Genomic DNA, 20,893 nt, shown 5'->3' on the forward strand with positions numbered 1-20,893 from the left:
AGCAATACCCGCATAACATTATATCTTTGAACAGATAGAGTCCGAAAAATAACCCTTTAGAGCAGAGTAGAAATTGAATAACTCTTCTCTAATCTAAAAATTGAGCTCAAAAACGATTTCATTTGAGCTCATAAAAACTTCAGTCCGGGTCAAGTAGGTTTCGGCATCCTCAGGAGAATTTCTTAAGGCAGGAAGGAAGCTTGAGTATCAAAATATCCCTAACAGAAACTTGCCGCATCTGAGGAAGAAAATCTGAAGATCGGAAAATAATAAAAAGTTTCAAACCGGAGTTTATACTTTGTAGTATAATACAGCATCAAGCGACGCATAAAATGTAGGGTATAACAAAAAATTAATTATGTTTGACACCAGTTCGAAGCATTTTAGTATAAAATCGACAAATATATGATTACTATTATAACCGAGTGTGTAACAAAAATAGCTAAATTCTCATTATGTAGGGTATAACACATAATCCCTATAACAAGACGCCCTATATTGTTTTCTTCCTTATAGGGAAGGAGAAAACACACAAGTACCAATCTTTGGGCGAATTCAAGATGTGGTGACGCCAAAATTGAATTAAATGGATTTGGAACTTAATTAATTTTTTGTTATACCTACACAATATCAATAGCTATAGCCCGATTTTCATGATATCTTATAAACTCCGGTCAAACTTAATTTTATGGAAATGTATCAAATTGCAAAAATAGATTCCAGTTAAGAAAAAAGCAAAAAATTACTCAAGAGGCAACGTCATAAAAACAGCGCCTACCAAAAAATAAAAAATAAAGCCGCTTTAAAAAGCAGCTTTGATTTTACTTAATGATGTGCGTGTTTCTGCTCGATCTGCTCTCTCTTGTACCCTATATAAGCCTCATCGACCGCTTTCAGGCACCTGTTGCAGACGTTTACCTCTTTTTTTACGACTCCTTTTGAAAAATCCGGGATCTGCAGTTCCACAGGGAAAACCCCGGTTTTATCTCCGCAGAGGGCGCATCTGCCTTTTCTGCATGAAGTCTGGTTTTTGTCTACAATTAAGTGGGTTTTCTGGGCGGAATCGAGACAGGTCTCACAGAGCCCTTTCCAGACCCCTTTGGGGAAAATGATTTACCCAAAGTGGATCTTGCTAATGAATCTGATTTAAGGATTCTAAAACATCAATCATGTAATGGTGAAGCTCGGGGAGTTCAACATCTATAAAATCGTATTTGCTAAAGCCCTGAGTATTTGATTCCATAGCTTAAAGCTTCCCAAAAAGGACACTTATTATGGAGTCACACTGAAAAAAGTTGATTTTTTTAGCAAAGTAATAAAAGAGAAACTGATATTACGCACTTAAAGCAAAATCAAGCACAATAGCCTTTGTGGTTTAACTTTATATTTTAGACAGCTAAAGGCTTAAAGGTATTGATTTCTCAGTTCAACCACGTAAGTCCTAACATATTAAGAACAGAATTGCCCACAGCAGTTCTGGCATCCGTTTTTTAAAAATTGGAAAAAAAGGAAAAATTACATAAAAAAATTACATGAACCGTTCAAATCTTTCCTTTTTCGCCTTACAGATAGGACAGACCCCTGGAGCCTCGTCCATGGCACTGAGATATCCGCAAACCTTACATCTCCAGACCGGTTTTGAAAGTTTTCCTGAAATTTCCATAGTTTCCATCATCTCCTCTCTTTCAGCTTCCTCGGCTCTTTCAGCTTCTCTTTCCTCGTAAGAAGGACGCCTTTCCGGGATAGACTCCACTTCTCTTTCTTCTCGAATGACCTCGTCCGAAACATAAAGTGCACAGTAACAGGCCCCATAATCGTTAAGGTCAGGGTCTCTGTAGTAGCAGGGACAGACGATATCCAGGTCTTCCTCTGTATTTCCTGAAGCCAGTCTGCAAGGGCAGGCCCAGTAGCCGTAACGCTCCTCATTGGTCAGCAGCCCACGCACAAGGTCTTTTGTGAACTCGACATCAGGGTTCAGGTGGTAGCCTGATTTCTCAGCTTCCTGTTTCAACCGCTTATAGACTGTATCCACTTTCTCTTCTGATATGCCTTCTTCGGCAGCTTTCTCTTCTTTCAACCCAACTCCCCCTCAAAAGCCAAGAGCTTCACGGATTTGTTTTTCCTTAAAACCCACAATTGCCGTTTCGTCATTTATAATAGTTGTTGGGAAAGAAATTGAGGGGTTGAAACGTCTTAATTTCTCAACGGCGTTGCTTTCTTCTTCCCCTTCCAGCCTGTCCACATAAATGTACTCAAAATCCACTCCCAGATCGGTAAGCAGTTTCTTTGTTTTTTTACACCATACACAGGTGCTCAGCCCATACATTACGACCTTGCCCTTATCAATTCCGGAAATATGCTTTCCTTTATCTGTGTCCTGGTTAAAGATATTCATTCTATAAACCCCCTGCAATAATTAAGTTAGGTGTACGCCCAGGTGTTTTGGTCAAAGCAGCTTGTTGCTCTGGACGTCTGGCACTAAAGAAAAAAAACCGCCAGATAGCAGATTCCAGATTAGTAGATTCTAGATAATTTCTAGATCATAGATTCTATAAAGTCCTTATCAGAAAATGTCGGATAAAGTATATAAAATTGAGATATAATTTTCCATGGCTGCACGTCCTCTGAATACACCAGATTACTCGAAATGGAACCTCAAGAACGTTATTTTTTCATCGCCCTGCTTTTTTCCCCTTTTCATTAATGCCGGTAAGAGCCCCGGAACTGGATTTTCCTCTCACCAGAGACGCGAATACCCCGACAACACAGAAGATCGTAAACAGGATAAATGCATAATGTAAGCTTGAAACAAACTGGGGATAATACTCAGGAGTGATCTCCACAGGACCGATAACAACTGCAAAGATCATCATTGCGATACCCATTGAGAGCATCTGGCCGAGAAGCCGCATAGTCCCATTCATCCCTGATGCGACCCCGTAGAACCTCTTATCAACCGAACTCATAATTGCATTCGTGTTCGGGGAAGAGAAGAGCCCGAACCCTGCACCGAGTAGGAGAAGGATGAGGACCAGGTGCCAGATGGGTGTTGTTTCGGTAAGGAAACTGAGAAAGAAGAGCCCAATTGCATTGAGAGCCATTCCCGCCGATGCAACGATCCGCGGCTCAATCCTGTCAGAGAGATGGCCGGCAATTGGCGAAATCAGGGCCTGGACAACTGGCTGCGCTATCAGGATAAAACCAGCGTGCTCAGGTGTGAAGCCTTTTGTGTACTGCAGGTCCAGGCTTAAGAGAAAAGTCACTGCAAAAGTTGCGCTGTAATTGATGAGCGCGGCAAGGTTTGAAAGGGCAAAAATCCTGTTTTTAGTCAGGAGCCTGATGTCAAGGACGGGAGAAGGTATTTTCATCTCGTACAGGGCAAAGACGATAACCCCGAGAACTCCCACGGTTATGAGAGCGGCTCCTTTAAATGCCGGGAGATTTGAGAACCCGTACATGACAGCAACGACCGCTGCCCCATAGATAAAAGACCCTGTCAGGTCGAACTTCTCCCCCCTGCACTCTGCCCATTCCCCTTTCAGCTTCCAGAGGATGAGGATAACCGCTGCGATTCCTATAGGGACGTTTACGAAGAAAATGCTCCTCCAACCCAGATACTGCGTCATTAAACCTCCAAGGAAAGGCCCAAGGGAGAGCCCGAGATAAACTGCAGTGATATAGATCCCGAGAGCCTTCCCGCGTTCCCCCGGAGGAAAGACGGAGGTAACGATAGCAACTCCGGTCCCGAAGATCATGGCACTCCCAAGCCCCTGGATAACCCGGATTCCGATCAGTATTTCTGTCGAAGGGACCAGGGTCATTGCCAGGGACGCAAGGCTGAAGATAGTAATGCCGTAGAGGAAAACTTTTTTCCTTCCGTAAATATCTGCAATTTTTCCAAACGGGACGAGAAACACTGCTGAGGAGAGGAGGTACGCGGTAGAAACCCAGGAGAGGGCAATCGCGTTCATATGAAATTCTGCCCCCAGTGTCGGTAGGGCAATATTTACTGCCGAACCGTCAAAGGGGGTGATAAATCCGGCAAGTATCGCAATAAGAAGTACAATTCGTTTTTCTGTGGAAGCGGCAGGAGTAGCAGTCGTACGGAATACTTCCGGAACTTCAGCAGACGATCCGGTTTTTCTTTTTTCCTTTGCCATGTTTATCACTGATCAAAAGGGTCGTAATCTTTTATCTGGAGAGTCCGGAAGATTGCAGTGGTTTGTACAGGATGGGAGGTTTCAGCGATAGTTCTCTCCTCATAATACTTTTTGTCACGGTTGGCTGACCAGAAATCTTAGTATGACCTGCTTGTTATTAAATATTATACCATTCAACCGGTTTCGGACAAAGTAGCCAACCAAAATTAGATGAAGCAAATTAAGTTATATTATCAGGGCAAACTTAACTTAATGGCAGGGTAAAAGCTTGTCCAGCAGGGAATAGTAAACCAGGCCTGACGTGATGAGATTAAGTTTATAAGATATTAACTGATTAAGGATTCGACTGGGTTTATACAGATATTCTAGAGGTTATTGACTTACAATGAATGAAATCATTACCTGGATACTAATTGCACTTTGCCTGACACAGTCTGCTATTTTTTCAGGGCTGACGATCGGCATTTTCGGTCTTGGAAGACTGAGACTTGAGATTGAAGCTGAAGCAGATAACAAAAATGCAATTAAAATCCTGCAGGTCCGGCGTGACTCCAATTTCCTGCTTACGACTATGCTCTGGGGGAACGTAGGCGTAAATGTCCTTATCGCTCTGCTTACGGATTCCGTAATGGCAGGAACCTCAGCTTTTCTCTTCTCGACCTTTGGTATTACCTGTTTCGGAGAGATTATTCCCCAGGCTTATTTTTCCAGGAACGCGCTTGCGCTTGGGGCAAAGCTGACTCCTCTCGTCCGCTTTTACCAGATGCTGCTCTATCCGGTGGCAAAACCGACAGCGCTGATTCTTGACTGGTGGCTGGGCAGGGAAAAACTTGATCTGTTCAGGGAACAGGCAATGAGGATTATGCTCGAAAAACATATCGAGTCCGGGAAGACCGATATAGGCTCTTTTGAAGGGATAGGAGCCCTGAACTTTCTTTCCATAGATGATGTCAACATTTCTGACGAAGGTTCTATAATAGACCAGAGAAGCATTATCTCTCTTCCTGTGGGAAATAACCGCCCTGTTTTTCCGTCATTCAACAGAGAACCGTCTGACCCCTTCCTGCAGAAAATAGAAGCATCCGGAAAAAAATGGGTAATCATCACCAACCCGGCAGATGAGCCTGTAATGGTGCTGGATGCGGACGGCTTCCTGAGAGATGCAGTCTATAAAAAAGGTCCTTTCCTTCCGCTTTCTTACTGCCATTTCCCTGTAGTGGTAAAGTCTCCTAAAACCAGGCTCGAGAAAGTAATCCGGCAGTTCAAGGTATATCCGCAGTACCCGGAAGATGATGTAATTGACCAGGACCTCATTCTTTACTGGGGTGAGGAAAAGCGTATAGTAACAGGGTCAGATATTCTGGGCCGTCTACTCCGCGGAATCGTGGTCGAATGCGATGTGGGCTCTGGGTGTGAGGTACCTCCTGAAAGGTCTCCGGGATTTGTCAGAAGGGCAACTTTCAGGAAAGATAGAGGAAAAGAAAACATAGAACAAAGAAAGAAGTAAAGGGCAAAAAATCATAGAACAAAGAAAGAAGTAAAGAGCAAAAACAAAGGGTAAAAAAGTAATGACAAAGAAGTAAAGGGCAAAAAAGCAAACGTTACTCCTTAGTTACTCTTTATATGCAGGGAAGGTCAAAACCCCAATTTCCTGAAGAGGCGAGCCCACTGCAAAGTGGTAGAGATCCTGGAATTCAAGCCCTTTAAGTCCCAGAGTTTCGTGCAGAGGGTCGTCGAAAAAACACCCTATCCCGCAGCCCCTGAAACCTCGAGCTTCTGCTTCAAGATAAAGGAGTTGCCCGAGGATTCCACATTCCCAGAAAAGATAAGGGTACATCCATGAACCATATGTTTTTAGAGGCTCTTCGAACTCCGAAAGCATGCATGCGGTAAAACAGGCATCTTCTGCCTTTCTCTGTGCACATGAAAGCTGGGCTGCAAAATGATGCAGTTCCTCTTCCACAAGCAGGTAAAATTCAAGATCAGAAGGGCAGCTTTCTGGCCTTTCCCACAGAAAATCCGGCCTGAAGGCGGTTTTAAATTTATCCTTTTCTCCGGGTTTCCGCAGAAAGATATAAAGACCTTCACGAAGTCCCTTCACTCTGTTTACAAAAAGGAGCATGTGTACAAAGGGCCCAAAAGCCAGTGTATCGAAAATGGGATTTTTATCGGGGAGGGTTCTTCGCAGTATGCCGTAGAAACTGTCTTCTTCCATGTAAGCACTGTTATTCATTTCCAGGGCACTTCGTCTCCTGTGAATAACGCTGCGTAGAGGGACTGTCTCAACGCCTGGACGGATTTCGTAGCCAGAAGTTTTCCCGGATAAACCTGCAGCTCTGCTTTCAAGCTTCGGTTCCGGCTTCTTTTCGTCGGCGTGGTAAGTTTCGTTCTTTCTGGTTACTGAAGCGGCCTTTTCAATTTCAGTCCATTCTACATGTGCAGGACTCAAACGGTTCGGAACCCCGTTCCAGGAAAGCTTTTCAAAATCCGAAAGTGCAGACGAAGATACCTTACCTGCCGGACCTTCCTTTCCTGCAGGATAAACTGCAAGCAGACAGGCAGGTTCTTCTTTTTCAGGGCCCTGCCTTCCGGAAACGCCCAGAAGCTTTGCTATGTCCTCCGAGCCCATATCCACAAGCAGGCTTGTTCTCCAGCCAGGCCCTGCTGCAGCAAAGGTAAGGGCAGCAATAGCATGTCCCAGGTCATGGTTTGCATACCGAAAAGCCCGGATGCCGTATTTCCAGGCAACCCGCCAGTAAATTGAAGTAAGCCCTATGAAAAATGTGCCTTCCGGAAAGCCGGAACTCAGCTTTTCCCAGGTCTCCGGGGAAAATTTCGCTCTTACCTCAAGCGCGTGCTGCAAAGGCGCATAATGGCAGACAGCCGGTTTTTCCAGCAGCTCCGGAACCGGACCGGAAATAAGGTAAACCTCTGTTGGGTGAAGGTTTCCACTTGAAGGATTTATGCGGAGAGCCCAGCTAGAACTTCCTGCTTTTTTCCATACTGAAATCGCAAAGCTGTCAAAAAAAAGCTGAGAAATGCTCTTCCGGTTCAGCTCAGAGGGTCCCAGTTTCTCCTGAGAAAATGCCTGTTCATATGCAGGAGAAAGTTCGGATTTTATATCTTCTCCATTCCAGGTATCGAGCTTTAAGAGCGTAGCTCCTTTGTAGTTGAGAAAAGGGTCTGGCTTGATTGCCATTTCAAGGTGTCGAGGACCGGGAGCATAGGCTTTAAAGCCATGCTTGCTAGCCTGATGATAAGACAGTATAGCTTCAAGTTCTTCATTCATAATAAGGCACCAGCTTTGCTACCGAATAATTTACTTTAAAAATATCATGCTTTTTTCAGGGCTTTAAGAACGGCTTTTCCAAAGGCTTCCGCACTTTTTGGGTCTCGTCCTGTCACAACCCTGTCCGAAACTACAACTTCCCTGTCCTGGTAGACAGCCCCATGCTCCTTTAGTTCGTGTACAGTATCCGGACTACTAAAAACAGTGCTTTCCTTCCCCTTCAGAATCCCTGCTCTTGCCAGAACCACAGGAGAGATGCAGATCGCAGAAACTACCTTTTTACGGGAGTCAGCTTCTTTTACGAGTTCACGCAGGTACTTATTGTCCCAGAGGTACTTTCTTGAACCCGACCCTCCTGAAATTACTATCGCATCATAATCCTCAATTCTGGCTTCGGATATCCTGAGATCGGGCTTAATCGTACCTCCCAGTGTTCCTTTTGCAGTTTCAGTAAACTCGGCTGCGACCGTAACCTTTGCCCCTGCAGCTTCAAAGATCTGCTTTGGAACAAAGCATTCTTCATCCCTGAACTGTTCCTGAGCAATAACAAGCAAAATCTTTTTTCCTTTATGTCCTGGTTCTGTCATCTGGCTACCTTCCTGTAATTTAAAAAGCACGATTTCGGGCGAGATTTATTGAAAAACACTAGAGCCTGAAGAAATATGGATTACTGAGAGACCTAATTTTTGTCGTATGGACCGAATTTCAGTCTTAGAGACCTGGTTTCTGTCGTTCTGTCGTATAGTATCCTGCGATGTATCTGAAAAGACCGGACACGAAGACTGAGATTAGTTTCCTTACTTTAGTTTCCTTACCTGAAGCTGAAGTAGACATACAATCTTACTCAGATATTGAATTAAAGGACACTGAAGTTAACCCTACCCAGGTAAGAATATATCCCTGAAGATGTGAACTACCCCTCCCTAAAAATTTCGCTTAATAGCTCAAGTTTTTGAGGACGGAGCTTCCTGCTTCATGCTTGGCGGTTGCCGTTTTTTCCAAGTCCACAGGCTCAAACTGTAGTCCCTACAGCAATTTTCTTAATATTGATAGCGGCGTTAATGTCTCTATCATGCGTATTTTTGCAATCAGGACATTGCCACTCTCTAATATCTAAACTTAATTCTTTAAGTTTATAACCACAAACATTACAGATTTTAGAGGAAGGTTCAAACATGCCTATTTTCAGTATAGTTTTTCCTACCCATTCAGCTTTGTACGTTAATTTCAGTACGAAAGAATACCATGCTGAATCACTGATAACCTGAGCTAATTTGTGGTTTTTCTTTAATCCTTTAATATTGAGAGTTTCAACGGCTATTGCTTGGTTTTCGCTGATTAACCGATTTGAAACTTTATGCTGGAAATCATGCCTTTGATTACTTATTTTTTCGTGGATTTTCGTAAGTTTATAGACTGCCTTTCTCCGGTTTTTCGAACCTTTAACTTTCTTAGAAACTCTTCTTTGCAAACATTTCAATCTTTCAAGAGAGTTTTTCAGGAATTTTGGGTTATCAATTTTTTCTCCGGTAGAAAGAGTAGCGAAAGTCGTAACTCCTACATCTATTCCAATCAAGGTAGCATGAGAAAATTCTTGTTTTTCGGGAAGTTTTTCTCCATCATTAGTTAGAAAACTTATGTAGTATTTTCCTGTTGGTGTTCTGGATATAGTTATAGTTTTCAAACTTCCTTTGCTAATTTCCCTATGCATCTTAACCTTAATCCAACCAAACTTAGGCAACAAAACTTTGGAAATAGATGTATCAAGACTATAGTGTTGAGGAATCTGAAAGGAAAAATGGTGATCTTTTTTCTTTTTCTTTTGAGGATACCCAAATCCAAAATTAAAGAAGTTTGTAAAAGCTTTATTCAGATTTCTACTTGCTTGTTGCAATGCTCCTGCATTAACTTCTTTCAACCAGGGATACACTTCTTTCAAAACTAAGAGGTGATTATTAAGGTCAAACTCCGAGAGACTTATTCTGAATTTTTTATACATTAACGATTTGATTTCAAGGAGTTTATTATAGACAAAACGACAGCTACCGAAGTGTTTTTCCATAAGAGCTTTTTGCTCCTTATTAGGGTAAATTCGGTATCTGTTACCTCGAAGCATCTTTATAATATACTCTTTGTAACTATATGGAGATATACGAAATTATTATCTTCGGATTGTGGGGAAGTTGACGCTCTCATCTCCCACCTGTCCAATCCGGTTCTACCGGATTGTCCGAGGAAGGAGTCTTCCCGCTTCGGGAGATAAATGGATGTCTTTTCTTCCAAATTGCGACTCGCCCGAATTGCGATTCGGGAGCCTGCGGTCCTTTTCGCTTCGCTCAAGAGGACTACTTAAATATTTATGACCCATACAACGTCATTCGCTTTACCTAACCATTTTTGTCACGCTCGACGCAGGAGAGTGGCTTTTCCCAAAAATAGAACAAAAAGAAAAGCCACAAAGCAAAATTGAAGTAAAAGCTTGTGAGAATGCAGTCAAGACAGGACAAAATTGTACTTGAAATGTACCTGAAAAGTAACCTTATTACGTCTTATTTTATTGATTTTTACTGCTTTTCCAAGCTTCTTCTTCCTTTTTCTTTTCGATTTCTTCCTTCTTCTTTCTTCTTTTTTGAAGGATCACCAGACAAACTGGTGGAGGCACGTTATGACTCTGAAAGTGAAAAACGGATTCTAGATAAAGGGAAGTATCTCTCGTTCAAGGTAGGATATTTCTCTATAGCATTCAAGATATTTTAATAGTCTTATTATGAGTTAGGCAGTTGTTTTTTCTGGCTGACAGGCTGAATACAATCGAATGAGGTTCAGGAAAGTGCGCCAGCACTTCCCTTACTTAACAGGCTATACCTTACTTTAACAGGTCACTCGCACTTACAAGAGGCACAAGTTCAGCTTCTACTTCTTTCAGTTTTTCCCTTGCCCCTTCTTCCCTGTCCACGACGGTGATTACGTATTTTACACGGGCTCCGGTCTCCCTGACTACCTCGATCGCATCCTTAACCGAGCCTCCACTGGTTGTTACGTCTTCGAGCATTACAAGCCTGTCTTCGGGTTTCAGGTTTCCTACAAATCTGCTTTTTGTGCCGTAGTCCTTGACGGATTTCCTGACTATCAGCAGGGGGAGCTCAGTTTCCAGAGAAACCGCGGTTGCCAGAGGGACTCCTCCTAGTTCCACACCTGCAACGGTGTCCACATCCATTTCCCTTACCCTGAGGGCCGCCTGCCTGGCAATAATTTTCAGGGTTTTAGGGTCAGTGCTGGCTTTCTTAATATCTATGTAATACTTGCTTTTCTTTCCCGAGGCGAGCGTGAAGTCCCCGTAGCGGACAGCTCCGCAGGCTTTGAGGGCTGCGATCAGTTCCTGTTTTTGTATCTCGAATTCGTTTTCGGTATCTGGTTTTGATTGACTCATTATCTCACCGGTGTTTGCAGCCTTATCAGCGCTATAAATATTTTTTTACGTTTTTTTAAGTTTTTTAAGTTTTTTAAGTTTTTTTCCTCTGATTTTTCCTGTGATTTTTCCTCAGTAGTTATGCAGGGCTTTTCTCAAATCTTTTTATGCAATTTTTTTAGTACAGGATCTTCATAAATATTCCCCGAAAATTTTCCCAGGAAATTTTCACCAGGGTTCTTTTTTCACACCTATAAAGTATCCGATTATGTTTGTCGTAAGATGGAGCAGAGGCGTCATTATGAGGATGGTAAGCACGATTCCGGGGGTAAAATTGTTCACGAACCATTCCGGGGATGCAAGGTATGTGAAAACCCAGGCTCCCACAACAAAGTCCAGCTGATCTACAAGAGGCAGGGAAGCTCCCCTTTTCAGGCCCATCCTGCGCTTGAAAAAGCTCTTGAACATATCCCCGAAAAGGGCGCCGGAGGCAAGGGCGAGGACAACTATCAGAGCGCTTGCGTAGTCCGGGCCAAAAGTGGGCATTTCAATTCCCATAATCTCAAAATCCTTCGTACTCAGCCAGATCTCAACGCATCCTGCAAGAAACCCGCAAAATATGCCTGAAAAAAGCCCTCTATAGGTCTTTCCATCTCCAATAAACCTTCTTCCGTCCTTATACGTCCTGCCTCCGTCAATTGGTTTCCCGCCCCCAAAGACGGCTGCAAAGGGATTGGAAAGGTATGCAGGAATCATCAGCCAGAATGCTTTGATTATCAGCTCGATCGTAGTATCAACTCTCTAATTTCCGGTTCGTTCTTTCCTAAGACAGAAGTTAACTTCCTTCCATATCCTTATCCTTTTTATTTTTATGTATGACTTGTTTACAAAGTTAGCCAGAGGATTATTTTCCGCTTTCCTCTCCCTGTATTCTTCAACTTTTTTCAGGTACGTTTAAATAATGTGCTTAAGTAAATATTATCCCTATTTAATAGTATTTATTTTATTAAGTTATAATATTAGATCACATTTTTCAAGGTTTTTTATGAAGCCGCTCAACAATATTCTCACAGTTCGCAGCACCTTGCTTGCCACGGTCTTTGTCCTGGTGCTGCTCGCAGCTCTGATAACAATGGGGCTTTTAACCCCTTTTATCCTGAGGGTCAGTACAGGAGAAGAAATCCTTCTCGATTCTGCCTATTTTAACCTGCGTGCAGCTCTGCCAACCCTTGCTCTGGTCATGCTGCTGACCCTGTGTCTTCTAATACGAAGCGCAGGGAAAGAGGAAGGCCTTCTTGTCCTTGGGATTGGAACTGTCGGTTCTGTGCTCTCGGTAATTTTCTCTCCCTTCTCAAGCCTGCCTGTTAATATTGCATTTCCACTTCTTGCAGCAGCCTTTTTTGCGGTTGTGTACAGGCTGCTTTCCTTACGGGAAAAAACCCTGAAAGGAACTCTGCGAAGGGCGGGTTCCCATATTATCCACCTCGGGGCAGTCCTGCTTCTTGTTGGCATTCTCTTCAGCACGAACATGAAGCTTGAAGATTCTGCTGTTGTACCCATGGGAGAAGTGGGCACTTTTAAGTCTATGGGTTACAGCGTTTATGTTACCAACATCACATCTGGAATTGAAGGGGACCCCTACGGGAGCTATCCTGGCTCAGCTTACGTAAGTACCATAGATTTTGATGTGTACAGGTGGGGCCAGCCTTTTGACAGCGGACAGATCAGGTATATAAGTGATTTCAAGTGGGAACAGTCCTACACCGAAACTTATATTCACAGAGGGCTTCTGGAAGAACTTTTTATTGCCCCAAAATCCGTGGATACAAAAGCCCAGACCGTGGAACTTTATATCCGGAAGGTGCCTTTCATGACCGCTCTCTGGGGTGGATTTTATTTGATGGTACTGGGCATCCTGATACTCTTCCTCTCGGATTCTCTCCTGAGAGAAAAAGGTACCTCAGGAGATGGTCTTTCTGGAAACCGCTCTTCTGAAATAAGTTATCAGGTAGATGAAAACAAAAACGCTAATAGAAAGAAGCGAGTTAGTAAAAAAAATGTATGAGACGGGTGTGCAGATGGTGATAGCATGAATACTGGAATGGGGCTCATCTGGATAGCGGGAGCTTCCGGACTGCTTGCTTTTTTAACTTCCCTGTTTTACTTCTTCAGGCAGGACAGGAAATTTCTTGTCCTTTCCGAAAAGCTGGAACTTGCAGGAGGATCGGGCATATTAATCGCGATATTTCTGCTTGTCTACCATCTGCTTGTTGTGGACACGGAATACAGTTATGTCTTTCAGCACTCCAGCACTGACCTTGCCTGGATCTACAGGTTTTCGGCGCTTTGGGCAGGACAGGAAGGGTCATTTTTGATATGGACAGGTTTTATCTTCATAATGCTCGCCATAACGCGTTTTACAGGCACTGGTAAAATTCTCCGGGAAACAAATCTCTTTGCCCTTATGAGGTCGGTTTCACTCTTTGTAGCCTCGGTATTCCTGCTGCTCCTGGCGTTGAAAAACCCTTTCTCAATGTATTATGTAACAGGTGCAGGAATACCTGAAGTTACAAACTGGAACCTCTTTGTGGAACCTTTCGTTGTTTCTTACGGACAGGGCATGAACCCTCTACTCAGGAACCTCTGGATGGCTATCCACCCCCCTCTTCTGTTCCTCGGCTATGCAGCTTTCACCCTTCCTTTCGCTGCTGCAATTGCAGGCCTTGTTCTCAAGGACAACAGGTGGTCTGAACTTGCAACAGGCTGGATGCGCGTCTCCTGGCTCTTCCTTACTCTTGGGATCGGATTCGGAGCATTCTGGGCATATGAAGTGCTTGGCTGGGGTGCCTGGTACTGGACCTGGGACCCTGTAGAAACTTCTTCCCTCATTCCCTGGCTTACGGCAACAGCTTATCTGCATGCAAAGTTAAGGATCCGCCAGGGAGAATATGCTTTCATGCTCCCTATGCTTGCACTTGTCTCTTTTATCCTGGTCATTTTCTCGACCTTTGTCACAAGAAGCGGGCTGTGGGTATCTGTGCATTCCTGGCAGGACTTCACAACAGAAGGGATGATAATTGCCCTCTTCCTGCTGATCCTTACAGGTTCGAGCACGTTTCTCCTTGCCAGGAAGTATTTTAGCGAAGAATAAATTAGTGAGGAATAAAGGCTCTTCGCTATTTTGTATGGGTTGAAGATTCATATCTGCAGGTATTGTGCCCTGTGTGTGTTGAAAAATGCAGGTACTGAGAGTGAAAAAATGGTTTTGAGACAATTTGTATATCTGAAAAAAAATTAAGAAATGTAAGTGGAGGCCCACTCCGGCTTTTCCGGTGGGTTTGTCTCCAGCATTTCTCTCCATTTTTCATCGGTCAGGCGGTCGGACATGGGCTGCTTGAACTCGTAGTAGCTCATAACAGGCCCTGCAGCTAGGAAAACCCTGCCGTCAGGAAGCTTGTAAGCCACAATCACCATATCCACATATCCTGTCCCTTCCTCAAGCACGAGTTCGTCATTTGGTTCGGTGTGGACGTCTGCAACAAGGATAGTTTTTCTAGCGTCTTCGTCGACACTCACGCTCGTTTTGATTCTTTCTCCAAACTTGAAGATGTAAAGTTTATCTTCTTCTGTCAGTTCCTTATTTTCAAGTTCCTTTTCGGAAATCTCGATAAGCTTTTCCAGGACGCTCGCGAGGCTTTCAAAGTTTCGTCCTGTATCTTCATCAAGCGCATCCAGTTCTTCAAGCCCGTCTGCAGTCATTCGGGTAAGGGCAAGCAGCCTGTTATAAAATTCAGGCACAGGCTCAACATACCCTACGGTTTTGTCCCCAAACACAGGAAGTTCCGACTCCATTACATAGTTTTGCTTAGCGTAGAGAATTGTATCGTGCCTGAGTTCGGTCCAGGAAGCCAGCGAGGTGCTCAGTTCCTTGTCCTGCCAGGCTTCGGTCTGCATAAAGGTCGGGTATCCTGAATCGTAGTCTTTCAGGAGGGGCTTGAGGGAATAAAGCCAGGACCAGTAGAGGTTCCTGTTCCAGTCGGCTGCACTGAAGTTCGAAAACTCCGAATCCAGTTCCTCGTACCTGAGACTGTAGTTTTTGTAACTGGAATCGTCCAGTTCGTCGAGCCAGTAAACAGCCCTTTCCGAACCCAGGAGAGCCATCGCATCAAGCCCGCGCGGGAAGCCCCTGTTGTTTCCGTACAAGGAATCTATATAGGTAAATGGCATATGTCCCGGATTTCCTGTGTACTCTTTAGTATAGGGGCCGGTGAGCCTGAAGAAAATGTAGGAGTCCGGGATAAAACGCTGGCCCATAAACCTGAAACCTTTTGTATCCTCCAGGAGTTCATCGGCCTGTTCGGCCGTTAGAATGGGTTCATGAGTTCCGCTTCCTGTGCCTCCGTAGATCTCCGGGCTCCGGTATCCGGCAAGTTCTACTTTCATCTCTCCTATCGTTGTTGCATTAAAACTCTTTGACCCGTTTCCAAACACTGTATCCATTGCTTCCATATATTCATAAGGTCCCAGGTCATCGGAGACACCGACATAAAAAGCAGTAATCGTGTAGATCCGGTCCCATTTCTGAAGGAGATCTGGATTGTTTTCAAACCGGGAGGTGATCAGACTTGCCTGGATTGTCTGGATACGGGCTTCTTTTTCCGGGTCTTCGGCCCGGATTAATTTTCCTTTAAGCAACATGCTCATCCTCCCATGCCACATGAGAGCCCCGAAGTAATTCTTCAGGAGTTCCGAGTGAGTGTAGTGTCCCCTGGGCACATATTGAGAATAATCTTCTTCGTACAGGAAAATCGGAGAGGGAGCAAAGCCTTCGTGAGCTTCGATAAGAGTTAGTTCAGCTTCGACATCATCTTTTACAAATGCAGGAATCTCAAACTGATATTTTTCCTTTACTGCCGGGTCAAAGTATGTTCCTGCCTTCGGGTCGTAAGGGTCTTTAATCTCCATGATCTGATATTCTTTTGGCTGGAGCAGGCTCAATGCACCCGCAAAGTAGGCTGCGTTTCTTCTTGCGGCTTCTTTTTCTTCTCCTGATGCGCTGTTATAATCCTCTACAGATGCGTTAAGCAGGGCTTTATCGAGTTCCCACAAAAGGCCATATAATTCATTTTGCTCGACCTGGCTCATGCTATCGTCAAACTGGACGTGGTAGAGGTGGAGAAGAGTATCCGAAGTTATGAAAATTAGCTGTCCCTCTCTTTCAAGGCTGCCATACATAGCAGTGATATCTTCTTCCTTCGGGTTGTAAGGGTTGGAAATTACCACAAATCCGTTTTCCTTCAGCTTCTCCAGGGCTGCCTCATCTGTCAAAAACTTCTGAGAAAACTCTCCGTAATTCGTAACATCCGATTCCTGCAGGGGCAGTTCATACTGGGGAGCTTTCAGCTCTATATCAAGGGCTTCAAGCCTGTAGTTTCCTGCAAGCGATGAATTTCCGGTCTCAAAATCGGAAAGATTTACTGCTTCGGTTTTCAAATGACCCGTCAAAGCGTTTTTATTATTGTCTAAATCTTCTTTCTGTTCTGTCCCGTTCTCCCCGCTTAACCCGGAACTTTGCTCCAGGCATCCTCCTGTAAAAAGGGAGACTAAAAAAATAAGAAACATCAAAAGAGTTACAACTGTCTGAGTTAGATTCTTCATTATTTCATCTCGGTCGCTTTGGATCAGTATCTGATTCGAGCTTTGCTCGCTCAGAAAAGGTGGGGTTTTACCTTCGAAGTCAAGTTTCAGATTATTCCTGTTTTGCAACCAAAGGTTCGTATAGGGGGTCAAACTTTTTAAAAATTTAACTTTTCCATATGTTATTCTCATTACAATATTTCAATCTATTCAAAATCCAGTAGTCATATCCAGCTACAAAATTTGATAAATAAAAAACTGTCCATTCCCTGTTACCTGGTTGACTTTTTTGAATAAAAAGAAAAATTAAGAAATGTTTCTGATCCTTACAACCCTATTCGCTATACAGAACCGTTTCCGAACCGTTCTTGTTCCGCTCGACGCAGGAGAGCGGTTTTTCCCGCCAAAAAAAGAAAAGGACGAATATAAAAGCAGGAAAGTAAAAACAATTGAGCACACCTATGAAAAATATGTAGAAGTAACCGTGGAAACCTGTAATTTTTTTGTTTCTTTTTGTTTCTTTTTGCTTCTTTCTACTTTCTGGATAGGGCCACCAGACAAGCTGGCGGAGGCGCTGATATTTACCTGTAAATTGAAAAGCCATTCCCGGATAAATCAAAGTTGCGCTGGCGCACCCCGCCGTAAGCAACGGGGTATGTTCGCGCCATCGCTCCAAATTTCGTTAAAGAAAACAATAACCCTAAAAACTTTAGTTTGAGTAGAAGTTAACAACCGGAAAATGGAATTGATAAATTACATATTATCATTAACGGTTATCGGGGAAGTTTTCCATCCCCGCAGCAAGCTAGCGGGGTATTCGACTGATAATAAAATTATTCTCCCGGTTCCGGGGGTTTTCCTTCAATGTTTGCTTCTTTTTATTACGGTGTCGCTTTTTTGGTTATTTTTTATCTGGCTGACAGACCGGCCCAGGCCCAACGCGGCGTGGGGAAGACGGATTGAAAGCTTCCAGCTCCGGGTATAGAATAGATCAAACAGTTAATGAGGGATCACCAAAAGCTGAAAAAAATAAAAAAATTAAAAAAATTAAAAAATAGTTGAGAGCAAAATTAAGAGGTATATGTGGAAACCCACTCCGGCTTTTCCGGCGGGTTTGCCTTCAGCATTTCTCTCCATTTTTCATCGGTCAGGCGGTCGGACATGGGCTGTTTGAACTCGTAGTAGCTCATAACGGGTCCGGCTCCTACAAGAATCCTGCCGTCCGGAAGCTTATACGCGACCACGATCATATCCACGTATCCTACTCCTTCTTCGAGTACAGCTCCCGTGTTGCCGTCGGTATGGACGTCAGCCACGACTGTGGTTTTTCTGGCTTTATCGTCGACGTCAGTTATGACTCCCTCAAGCTGGTCCCCAAAATTCTTGATGAACTCATAATCTTCTTCAGTCAGTTCTTCGTTTTCGAGTTCCTTTTCCGAAATTGCCTGAAGCCTGGAAAGTATAGTTTCAAGGTCTGTAAGCCTTGCTTTTGATGCAGGCTCAAGCACGCCCATTTCATCCAGGCCCTGGTTTGTCAGCTTCGTTAAGGCAAACAGCCTGGCGTAGAAATCAGGGACCGGCTCTACATAGCCGACAACTGGTTTTTCTTCAGGCGGCATTTGCATTGCGCTTTCAGTCATGGTGTAACTCTGTTTGGCATAGAGAATGGTATCGTGCCTTAGTTCGGCCCAGGAAGCCAGTGAAGTACTCAGTTCCTTATCCTGCCAGGCATCGGTCTGCATGAAAGTCGGGTATCCTTCTCCATAGTCTTTCAGGAGGGGCTGAAGGGAATAGAGCCAGGACCAGTAGAGGTTCCGGTTCCACTCGGCTGCGCTGAAGTTCGCAAACTCCGAATCCAGTCCACTGTACTGGACACTGTAATTTTCGTAACTGGAATCGTTCAGTTCATCAAGCCAGTAAACAGCTCTTCCTGAGCCAAGGAGAGCCATTGCATCAAGCCCGCGCGGGAAGCCGCGGATAGGTCTTCCAGCTCCTGAGATTACGAGAGTGAAAGGGGCATCCCTTTCTCCCTGATATTCTCCTGTATAGGCTCCGACCAGGTTTGAGAACATGTAAGAGTCCGGGATAAAGCGCTGCCCCATGAAGCGGAAACCTGTGGTATTTTCGAGGCATGCGTCAGCCTGTTCCGAAGTGAAGGGCGGCTCAAGGACACAGTTTCCTGTGCCTCCGTAGATCTTCGGACCCTGGTTTTCGGCAAGTACAGCCTTTAACTCCTCTACTGCTATTTCATTAAACTCCCTCTCTCCATTGCCAAAGACCTGGTCCATGGCTTCCATGTATTCGTAAGGCCCCAGGTCATCGGAAAAGCCCACATAAAAAGCCGTAACCCCGTAGATCCTGTCCCAGTTTTTAAGAAGCTCAGGCTCGTTTTGGAGCTTTGAAGAAATCAGGCTTGCCTGGATGGTCTGGATGCGGGCATCTTTTGCAGGGGCTTCGGACGTTATCAGTCCGCCCTTCAGGAGCATGCTCATCCTGCCGTGCCACATAAAAGCTCTGAAATAGTTTTGCAGCTTCTCAGAGCGGGTATAGTGGCCTCTTGGCACATACTGGGAATAGTCTTCTTCGTACAGGAAAATCGGAGAAGGAGCAAAACCACCGTGAGCTTCGATCAGAGCCAGTTCAGCTTCAACCTCTTCTTTTACAAACGATGGGACCTCAAACTGATATTGTTCTGCTGAACCTGCAGGGAAAAGAGCCGCGTCAACAAAACCGTAAGGGTCTTCTGCTGCCTGTACCTGTGAGGGCTTCGGCTGGAGCAGGCTCAAAGCAACCGCAAAGTAGGCTGCGTTTCTTCTTGCAGCTTCCTTTTCTTCTCCTGATTCTCCTGAAGCACTGTTAGAAGCACTGTTATATTCTTCTACCGAGCTGTTCAGCAAATCAAGGTCGGTCTCCCAGAGAGTATCATAAAACTCCTTTTCCTCTATCTGGCGCAGGGTCTCATCAAACTGGATGTGATAGAGGTGCAGAAGAGAATCCGTGGTAATGAAAACAGGAATTTCCTCTTTTTTGAGGGTCACGTACATTGAAGTTATGTCCTCTTCTGCGGGATTGTAAGGATTTTCTATTACCACAAAACCATTACTTTCCAGCATTTTTAGAGCTGATTCATCAAGAGGAATTCCGGCAGAAAAGGCTGCATAGTTGGAGATTTTATCCCTTTCCAGGGGTAACTCATAAGAAGGTGCTTTTAACTCGACATCGAGGGCTTCCAGACTATAATTTCCCGGCAGGAAGGCGCCCTGCCCCAGAATCCCCGAATAAGTTACATACTCCGTTTTGAGCACATCTGCGGCGTAGCCGGGCGTGTCCTGCTCTGTCTCCTGACCGGAGCAGCCAGCAAAAAAAACAAAAAGCAAAAGCATCAGGAAGACTGATGCGAATTTGATTCTACGGTTCATTATCTATACCTCAGACAAAACCAGTAAAAAATAATTTGAAAGTAAAGTTATTAAGTTTTTCTTATGTAAATAAGAAAAACCCTCTTTTTCCCTGTTAGTCGTTAGGACTCAGAGGATCTATTCTGAAAAGCAGAATCATGAATAATGCAGCCACAGCTCCTGAGCTCAAGATAAGTGGATCTCTGGTGATATTAAGAAGCGTGCCTGCAACAAGTAACAAAGCCCCTATTAATAGTAGAATATGGAATCTTCTGTTCAAATTATTTTCTCCCCTGTTCTCCCATTTTGGTATCTAAAATTTTCAAATTATTTATTTAAGACATTAAAATATACCCTGATTCCCTATAATTAGTTGTTTCTCTTTAGTTATTTATTTTTCCACAAATCATTTATTTTTTATTAAACTTCAAATTATTTTGAAGTTATGTTTTGAAACAGACAGTCTAATGATAATGGTAATGATTATTTCCTCTGTTTATTAAAGTCTCCATGAAAAGCCATCCCAAAAAATAAAGGTGAATATTTTTTGATTCAGTGTGAAAAAAGTTGAGACATTTTTCAGAGCATGGAGTTGAATGTTTTCTGCCAGAAACGGAAAGGTAACTAACTATAAGTTAATAAATTTTTAATTAAGTGAGTGGAGGTTAAAACCTGCCTTCGGCAGGTAAACATATAAATTAATATTATTAATTTTATATCTATTCCCTGGTCTTCCCATGGCAGAGAAAAACAGCAGTCGAAGAGTTGAATCCTCCTTAAAACGTACAAGGTTCTTAGGTCACCTTGGTCTTATGGCTGGAGTTTTCAGAGAACTTGAAGTTGACAAACTGATAGATGAGAAACTTCCAAAAAAAAGGGATCACAATGTCCCTCACTCAGTTTGCATCCTTGCCATGGTACTCAATGGTCTTGGTTTCATAGGGCAACGTCTGTACCTGTTTCCTGATTTTTTCAAAAACATTTCTACTGAAAGGCTTTT

17 protein-coding genes are annotated in these 20,893 nt (G+C 43.8%); 5 read left to right on the forward strand and 12 right to left on the reverse strand.

Annotated features, from left to right (window positions below; genetic code table 11):
* Positions 1-825 precede the first annotated feature (825 nt).
* From fpoO to PHF18_RS13935, 4 genes are all read right to left on the reverse strand, one after another.
* Complete coding sequence (gene fpoO / locus PHF18_RS13920) at positions 826-1,113, reverse strand: F420H2 dehydrogenase subunit FpoO (protein WP_367279200.1); 288 nt, start codon at positions 1,111-1,113, stop codon at positions 826-828.
* Between the two features lie 415 nt (positions 1,114-1,528).
* On the reverse strand, positions 1,529-2,077 hold the full coding sequence (locus PHF18_RS13925) for a ferredoxin-thioredoxin reductase catalytic domain-containing protein (RefSeq protein WP_300103923.1): 549 nt from the start codon (positions 2,075-2,077) through the stop codon (positions 1,529-1,531).
* 12 nt (positions 2,078-2,089) lie between these two features.
* Positions 2,090-2,395, reverse strand: coding sequence for a glutaredoxin family protein (locus tag PHF18_RS13930; protein WP_300103925.1), 306 nt, complete (start codon positions 2,393-2,395; stop codon positions 2,090-2,092).
* Positions 2,396-2,672: 277 nt separating this feature from the next.
* A complete protein-coding gene (locus PHF18_RS13935) occupies positions 2,673-4,160 on the reverse strand; it encodes an MFS transporter (RefSeq protein WP_300103927.1) in 1,488 nt (495 codons plus the stop codon).
* Positions 4,161-4,545: 385 nt separating this feature from the next.
* Between PHF18_RS13935 and PHF18_RS13940 the strand changes: the two genes are divergently transcribed.
* A complete protein-coding gene (locus PHF18_RS13940) occupies positions 4,546-5,667 on the forward strand; it encodes a CNNM domain-containing protein (RefSeq protein ID WP_300103929.1) in 1,122 nt (373 codons plus the stop codon).
* 105 nt (positions 5,668-5,772) lie between these two features.
* Here the strand turns inward: PHF18_RS13940 and PHF18_RS13945 are convergent, their stop codons facing one another.
* The 5 genes from PHF18_RS13945 to PHF18_RS13965 form a co-directional block, all read right to left on the reverse strand.
* Positions 5,773-7,449, reverse strand: coding sequence for a SagB/ThcOx family dehydrogenase (locus tag PHF18_RS13945; protein ID WP_300103931.1), 1,677 nt, complete (start codon positions 7,447-7,449; stop codon positions 5,773-5,775).
* Positions 7,450-7,493: 44 nt separating this feature from the next.
* Complete coding sequence (locus PHF18_RS13950) at positions 7,494-8,036, reverse strand: DJ-1/PfpI family protein (protein ID WP_300103933.1); 543 nt, start codon at positions 8,034-8,036, stop codon at positions 7,494-7,496.
* Positions 8,037-8,461: 425 nt separating this feature from the next.
* On the reverse strand, positions 8,462-9,565 hold the full coding sequence (locus PHF18_RS13955) for an RNA-guided endonuclease TnpB family protein (RefSeq protein WP_300103935.1): 1,104 nt from the start codon (positions 9,563-9,565) through the stop codon (positions 8,462-8,464).
* Positions 9,566-10,315: 750 nt separating this feature from the next.
* The gene (pyrE, locus tag PHF18_RS13960) at positions 10,316-10,879 is read right to left on the reverse strand and encodes an orotate phosphoribosyltransferase (RefSeq protein WP_300103937.1); all 564 of its coding nucleotides are present in this window, start codon (positions 10,877-10,879) and stop codon (positions 10,316-10,318) included.
* A gap of 207 nt (positions 10,880-11,086) precedes the next feature.
* Entirely contained in the window at positions 11,087-11,635 is a 549-nt protein-coding gene (locus tag PHF18_RS13965; protein WP_300103954.1) for a CDP-2,3-bis-(O-geranylgeranyl)-sn-glycerol synthase, read from the reverse strand.
* Between the two features lie 268 nt (positions 11,636-11,903).
* Between PHF18_RS13965 and PHF18_RS13970 the strand changes: the two genes are divergently transcribed.
* Together PHF18_RS13970 and ccsA are read left to right on the forward strand one after the other, a co-directional pair.
* Entirely contained in the window at positions 11,904-12,923 is a 1,020-nt protein-coding gene (locus tag PHF18_RS13970) for a cytochrome c-type biogenesis CcmF C-terminal domain-containing protein (RefSeq protein WP_300103939.1), read from the forward strand.
* Between the two features lie 24 nt (positions 12,924-12,947).
* Positions 12,948-14,009 carry a cytochrome c biogenesis protein CcsA gene (ccsA, locus tag PHF18_RS13975; RefSeq protein WP_300103941.1) on the forward strand — a complete coding sequence of 354 codons (1,062 nt, stop codon included), beginning with the start codon at positions 12,948-12,950 and terminating at the stop codon, positions 14,007-14,009.
* Between the two features lie 143 nt (positions 14,010-14,152).
* Here the strand turns inward: ccsA and PHF18_RS13980 are convergent, their stop codons facing one another.
* On the reverse strand, positions 14,153-16,516 hold the full coding sequence (locus PHF18_RS13980; RefSeq protein WP_300103943.1) for a DUF3160 domain-containing protein: 2,364 nt from the start codon (positions 16,514-16,516) through the stop codon (positions 14,153-14,155).
* A gap of 292 nt (positions 16,517-16,808) precedes the next feature.
* On the opposite strand from PHF18_RS13980, the gene PHF18_RS13985 reads away from it, so the two are divergent.
* Positions 16,809-17,213: a hypothetical protein gene (locus PHF18_RS13985; RefSeq protein ID WP_300103945.1), complete on the forward strand. Its 405-nt coding sequence runs from the start codon at positions 16,809-16,811 to the stop codon at positions 17,211-17,213.
* A 352-nt stretch (positions 17,214-17,565) separates the two neighbouring features.
* Here the strand turns inward: PHF18_RS13985 and PHF18_RS13990 are convergent, their stop codons facing one another.
* Positions 17,566-19,914 carry a DUF3160 domain-containing protein gene (locus tag PHF18_RS13990; protein WP_300103947.1) on the reverse strand — a complete coding sequence of 783 codons (2,349 nt, stop codon included), beginning with the start codon at positions 19,912-19,914 and terminating at the stop codon, positions 17,566-17,568.
* A gap of 94 nt (positions 19,915-20,008) precedes the next feature.
* Entirely contained in the window at positions 20,009-20,173 is a 165-nt protein-coding gene (locus tag PHF18_RS13995; protein ID WP_300103949.1) for a hypothetical protein, read from the reverse strand.
* 457 nt (positions 20,174-20,630) lie between these two features.
* Here PHF18_RS13995 and PHF18_RS14000 point away from each other — a divergent pair.
* A partial coding sequence (locus tag PHF18_RS14000) for a DUF4277 domain-containing protein (RefSeq protein ID WP_300103951.1) occupies positions 20,631-20,893 on the forward strand: 263 nt, incomplete at its 3' end.

The organism is Methanosarcina sp. (assembly GCF_028693135.1).
Lineage (GTDB): Archaea > Halobacteriota > Methanosarcinia > Methanosarcinales > Methanosarcinaceae > Methanosarcina.

Bases quoted from the DNA above. Each gene is read 5' to 3' on its own strand.
- PHF18_RS13990 (WP_300103947.1), bottom strand. From the start codon at position 19,914: ATGAACCGTAGAATCAAATTCGCATCAGTCTTCCTGATGCTTTTGCTT.
- PHF18_RS13985 (WP_300103945.1), top strand. From the start codon at position 16,809: ATGTTTCTGATCCTTACAACCCTATTCGCTATACAGAACCGTTTCCGA.
- ccsA (WP_300103941.1), top strand. From the start codon at position 12,948: ATGAATACTGGAATGGGGCTCATCTGGATAGCGGGAGCTTCCGGACTG.
- PHF18_RS13930 (WP_300103925.1), bottom strand. From the start codon at position 2,395: ATGAATATCTTTAACCAGGACACAGATAAAGGAAAGCATATTTCCGGA.
- PHF18_RS13970 (WP_300103939.1), top strand. From the start codon at position 11,904: ATGAAGCCGCTCAACAATATTCTCACAGTTCGCAGCACCTTGCTTGCC.
- pyrE (WP_300103937.1), bottom strand. From the start codon at position 10,879: ATGAGTCAATCAAAACCAGATACCGAAAACGAATTCGAGATACAAAAA.
- PHF18_RS13950 (WP_300103933.1), bottom strand. From the start codon at position 8,036: ATGACAGAACCAGGACATAAAGGAAAAAAGATTTTGCTTGTTATTGCT.
- PHF18_RS13940 (WP_300103929.1), top strand. From the start codon at position 4,546: ATGAATGAAATCATTACCTGGATACTAATTGCACTTTGCCTGACACAG.
- PHF18_RS13980 (WP_300103943.1), bottom strand. From the start codon at position 16,516: ATGAAGAATCTAACTCAGACAGTTGTAACTCTTTTGATGTTTCTTATT.
- PHF18_RS13955 (WP_300103935.1), bottom strand. From the start codon at position 9,565: ATGCTTCGAGGTAACAGATACCGAATTTACCCTAATAAGGAGCAAAAA.
- PHF18_RS13935 (WP_300103927.1), bottom strand. From the start codon at position 4,160: ATGGCAAAGGAAAAAAGAAAAACCGGATCGTCTGCTGAAGTTCCGGAA.
- PHF18_RS13945 (WP_300103931.1), bottom strand. From the start codon at position 7,449: ATGAATGAAGAACTTGAAGCTATACTGTCTTATCATCAGGCTAGCAAG.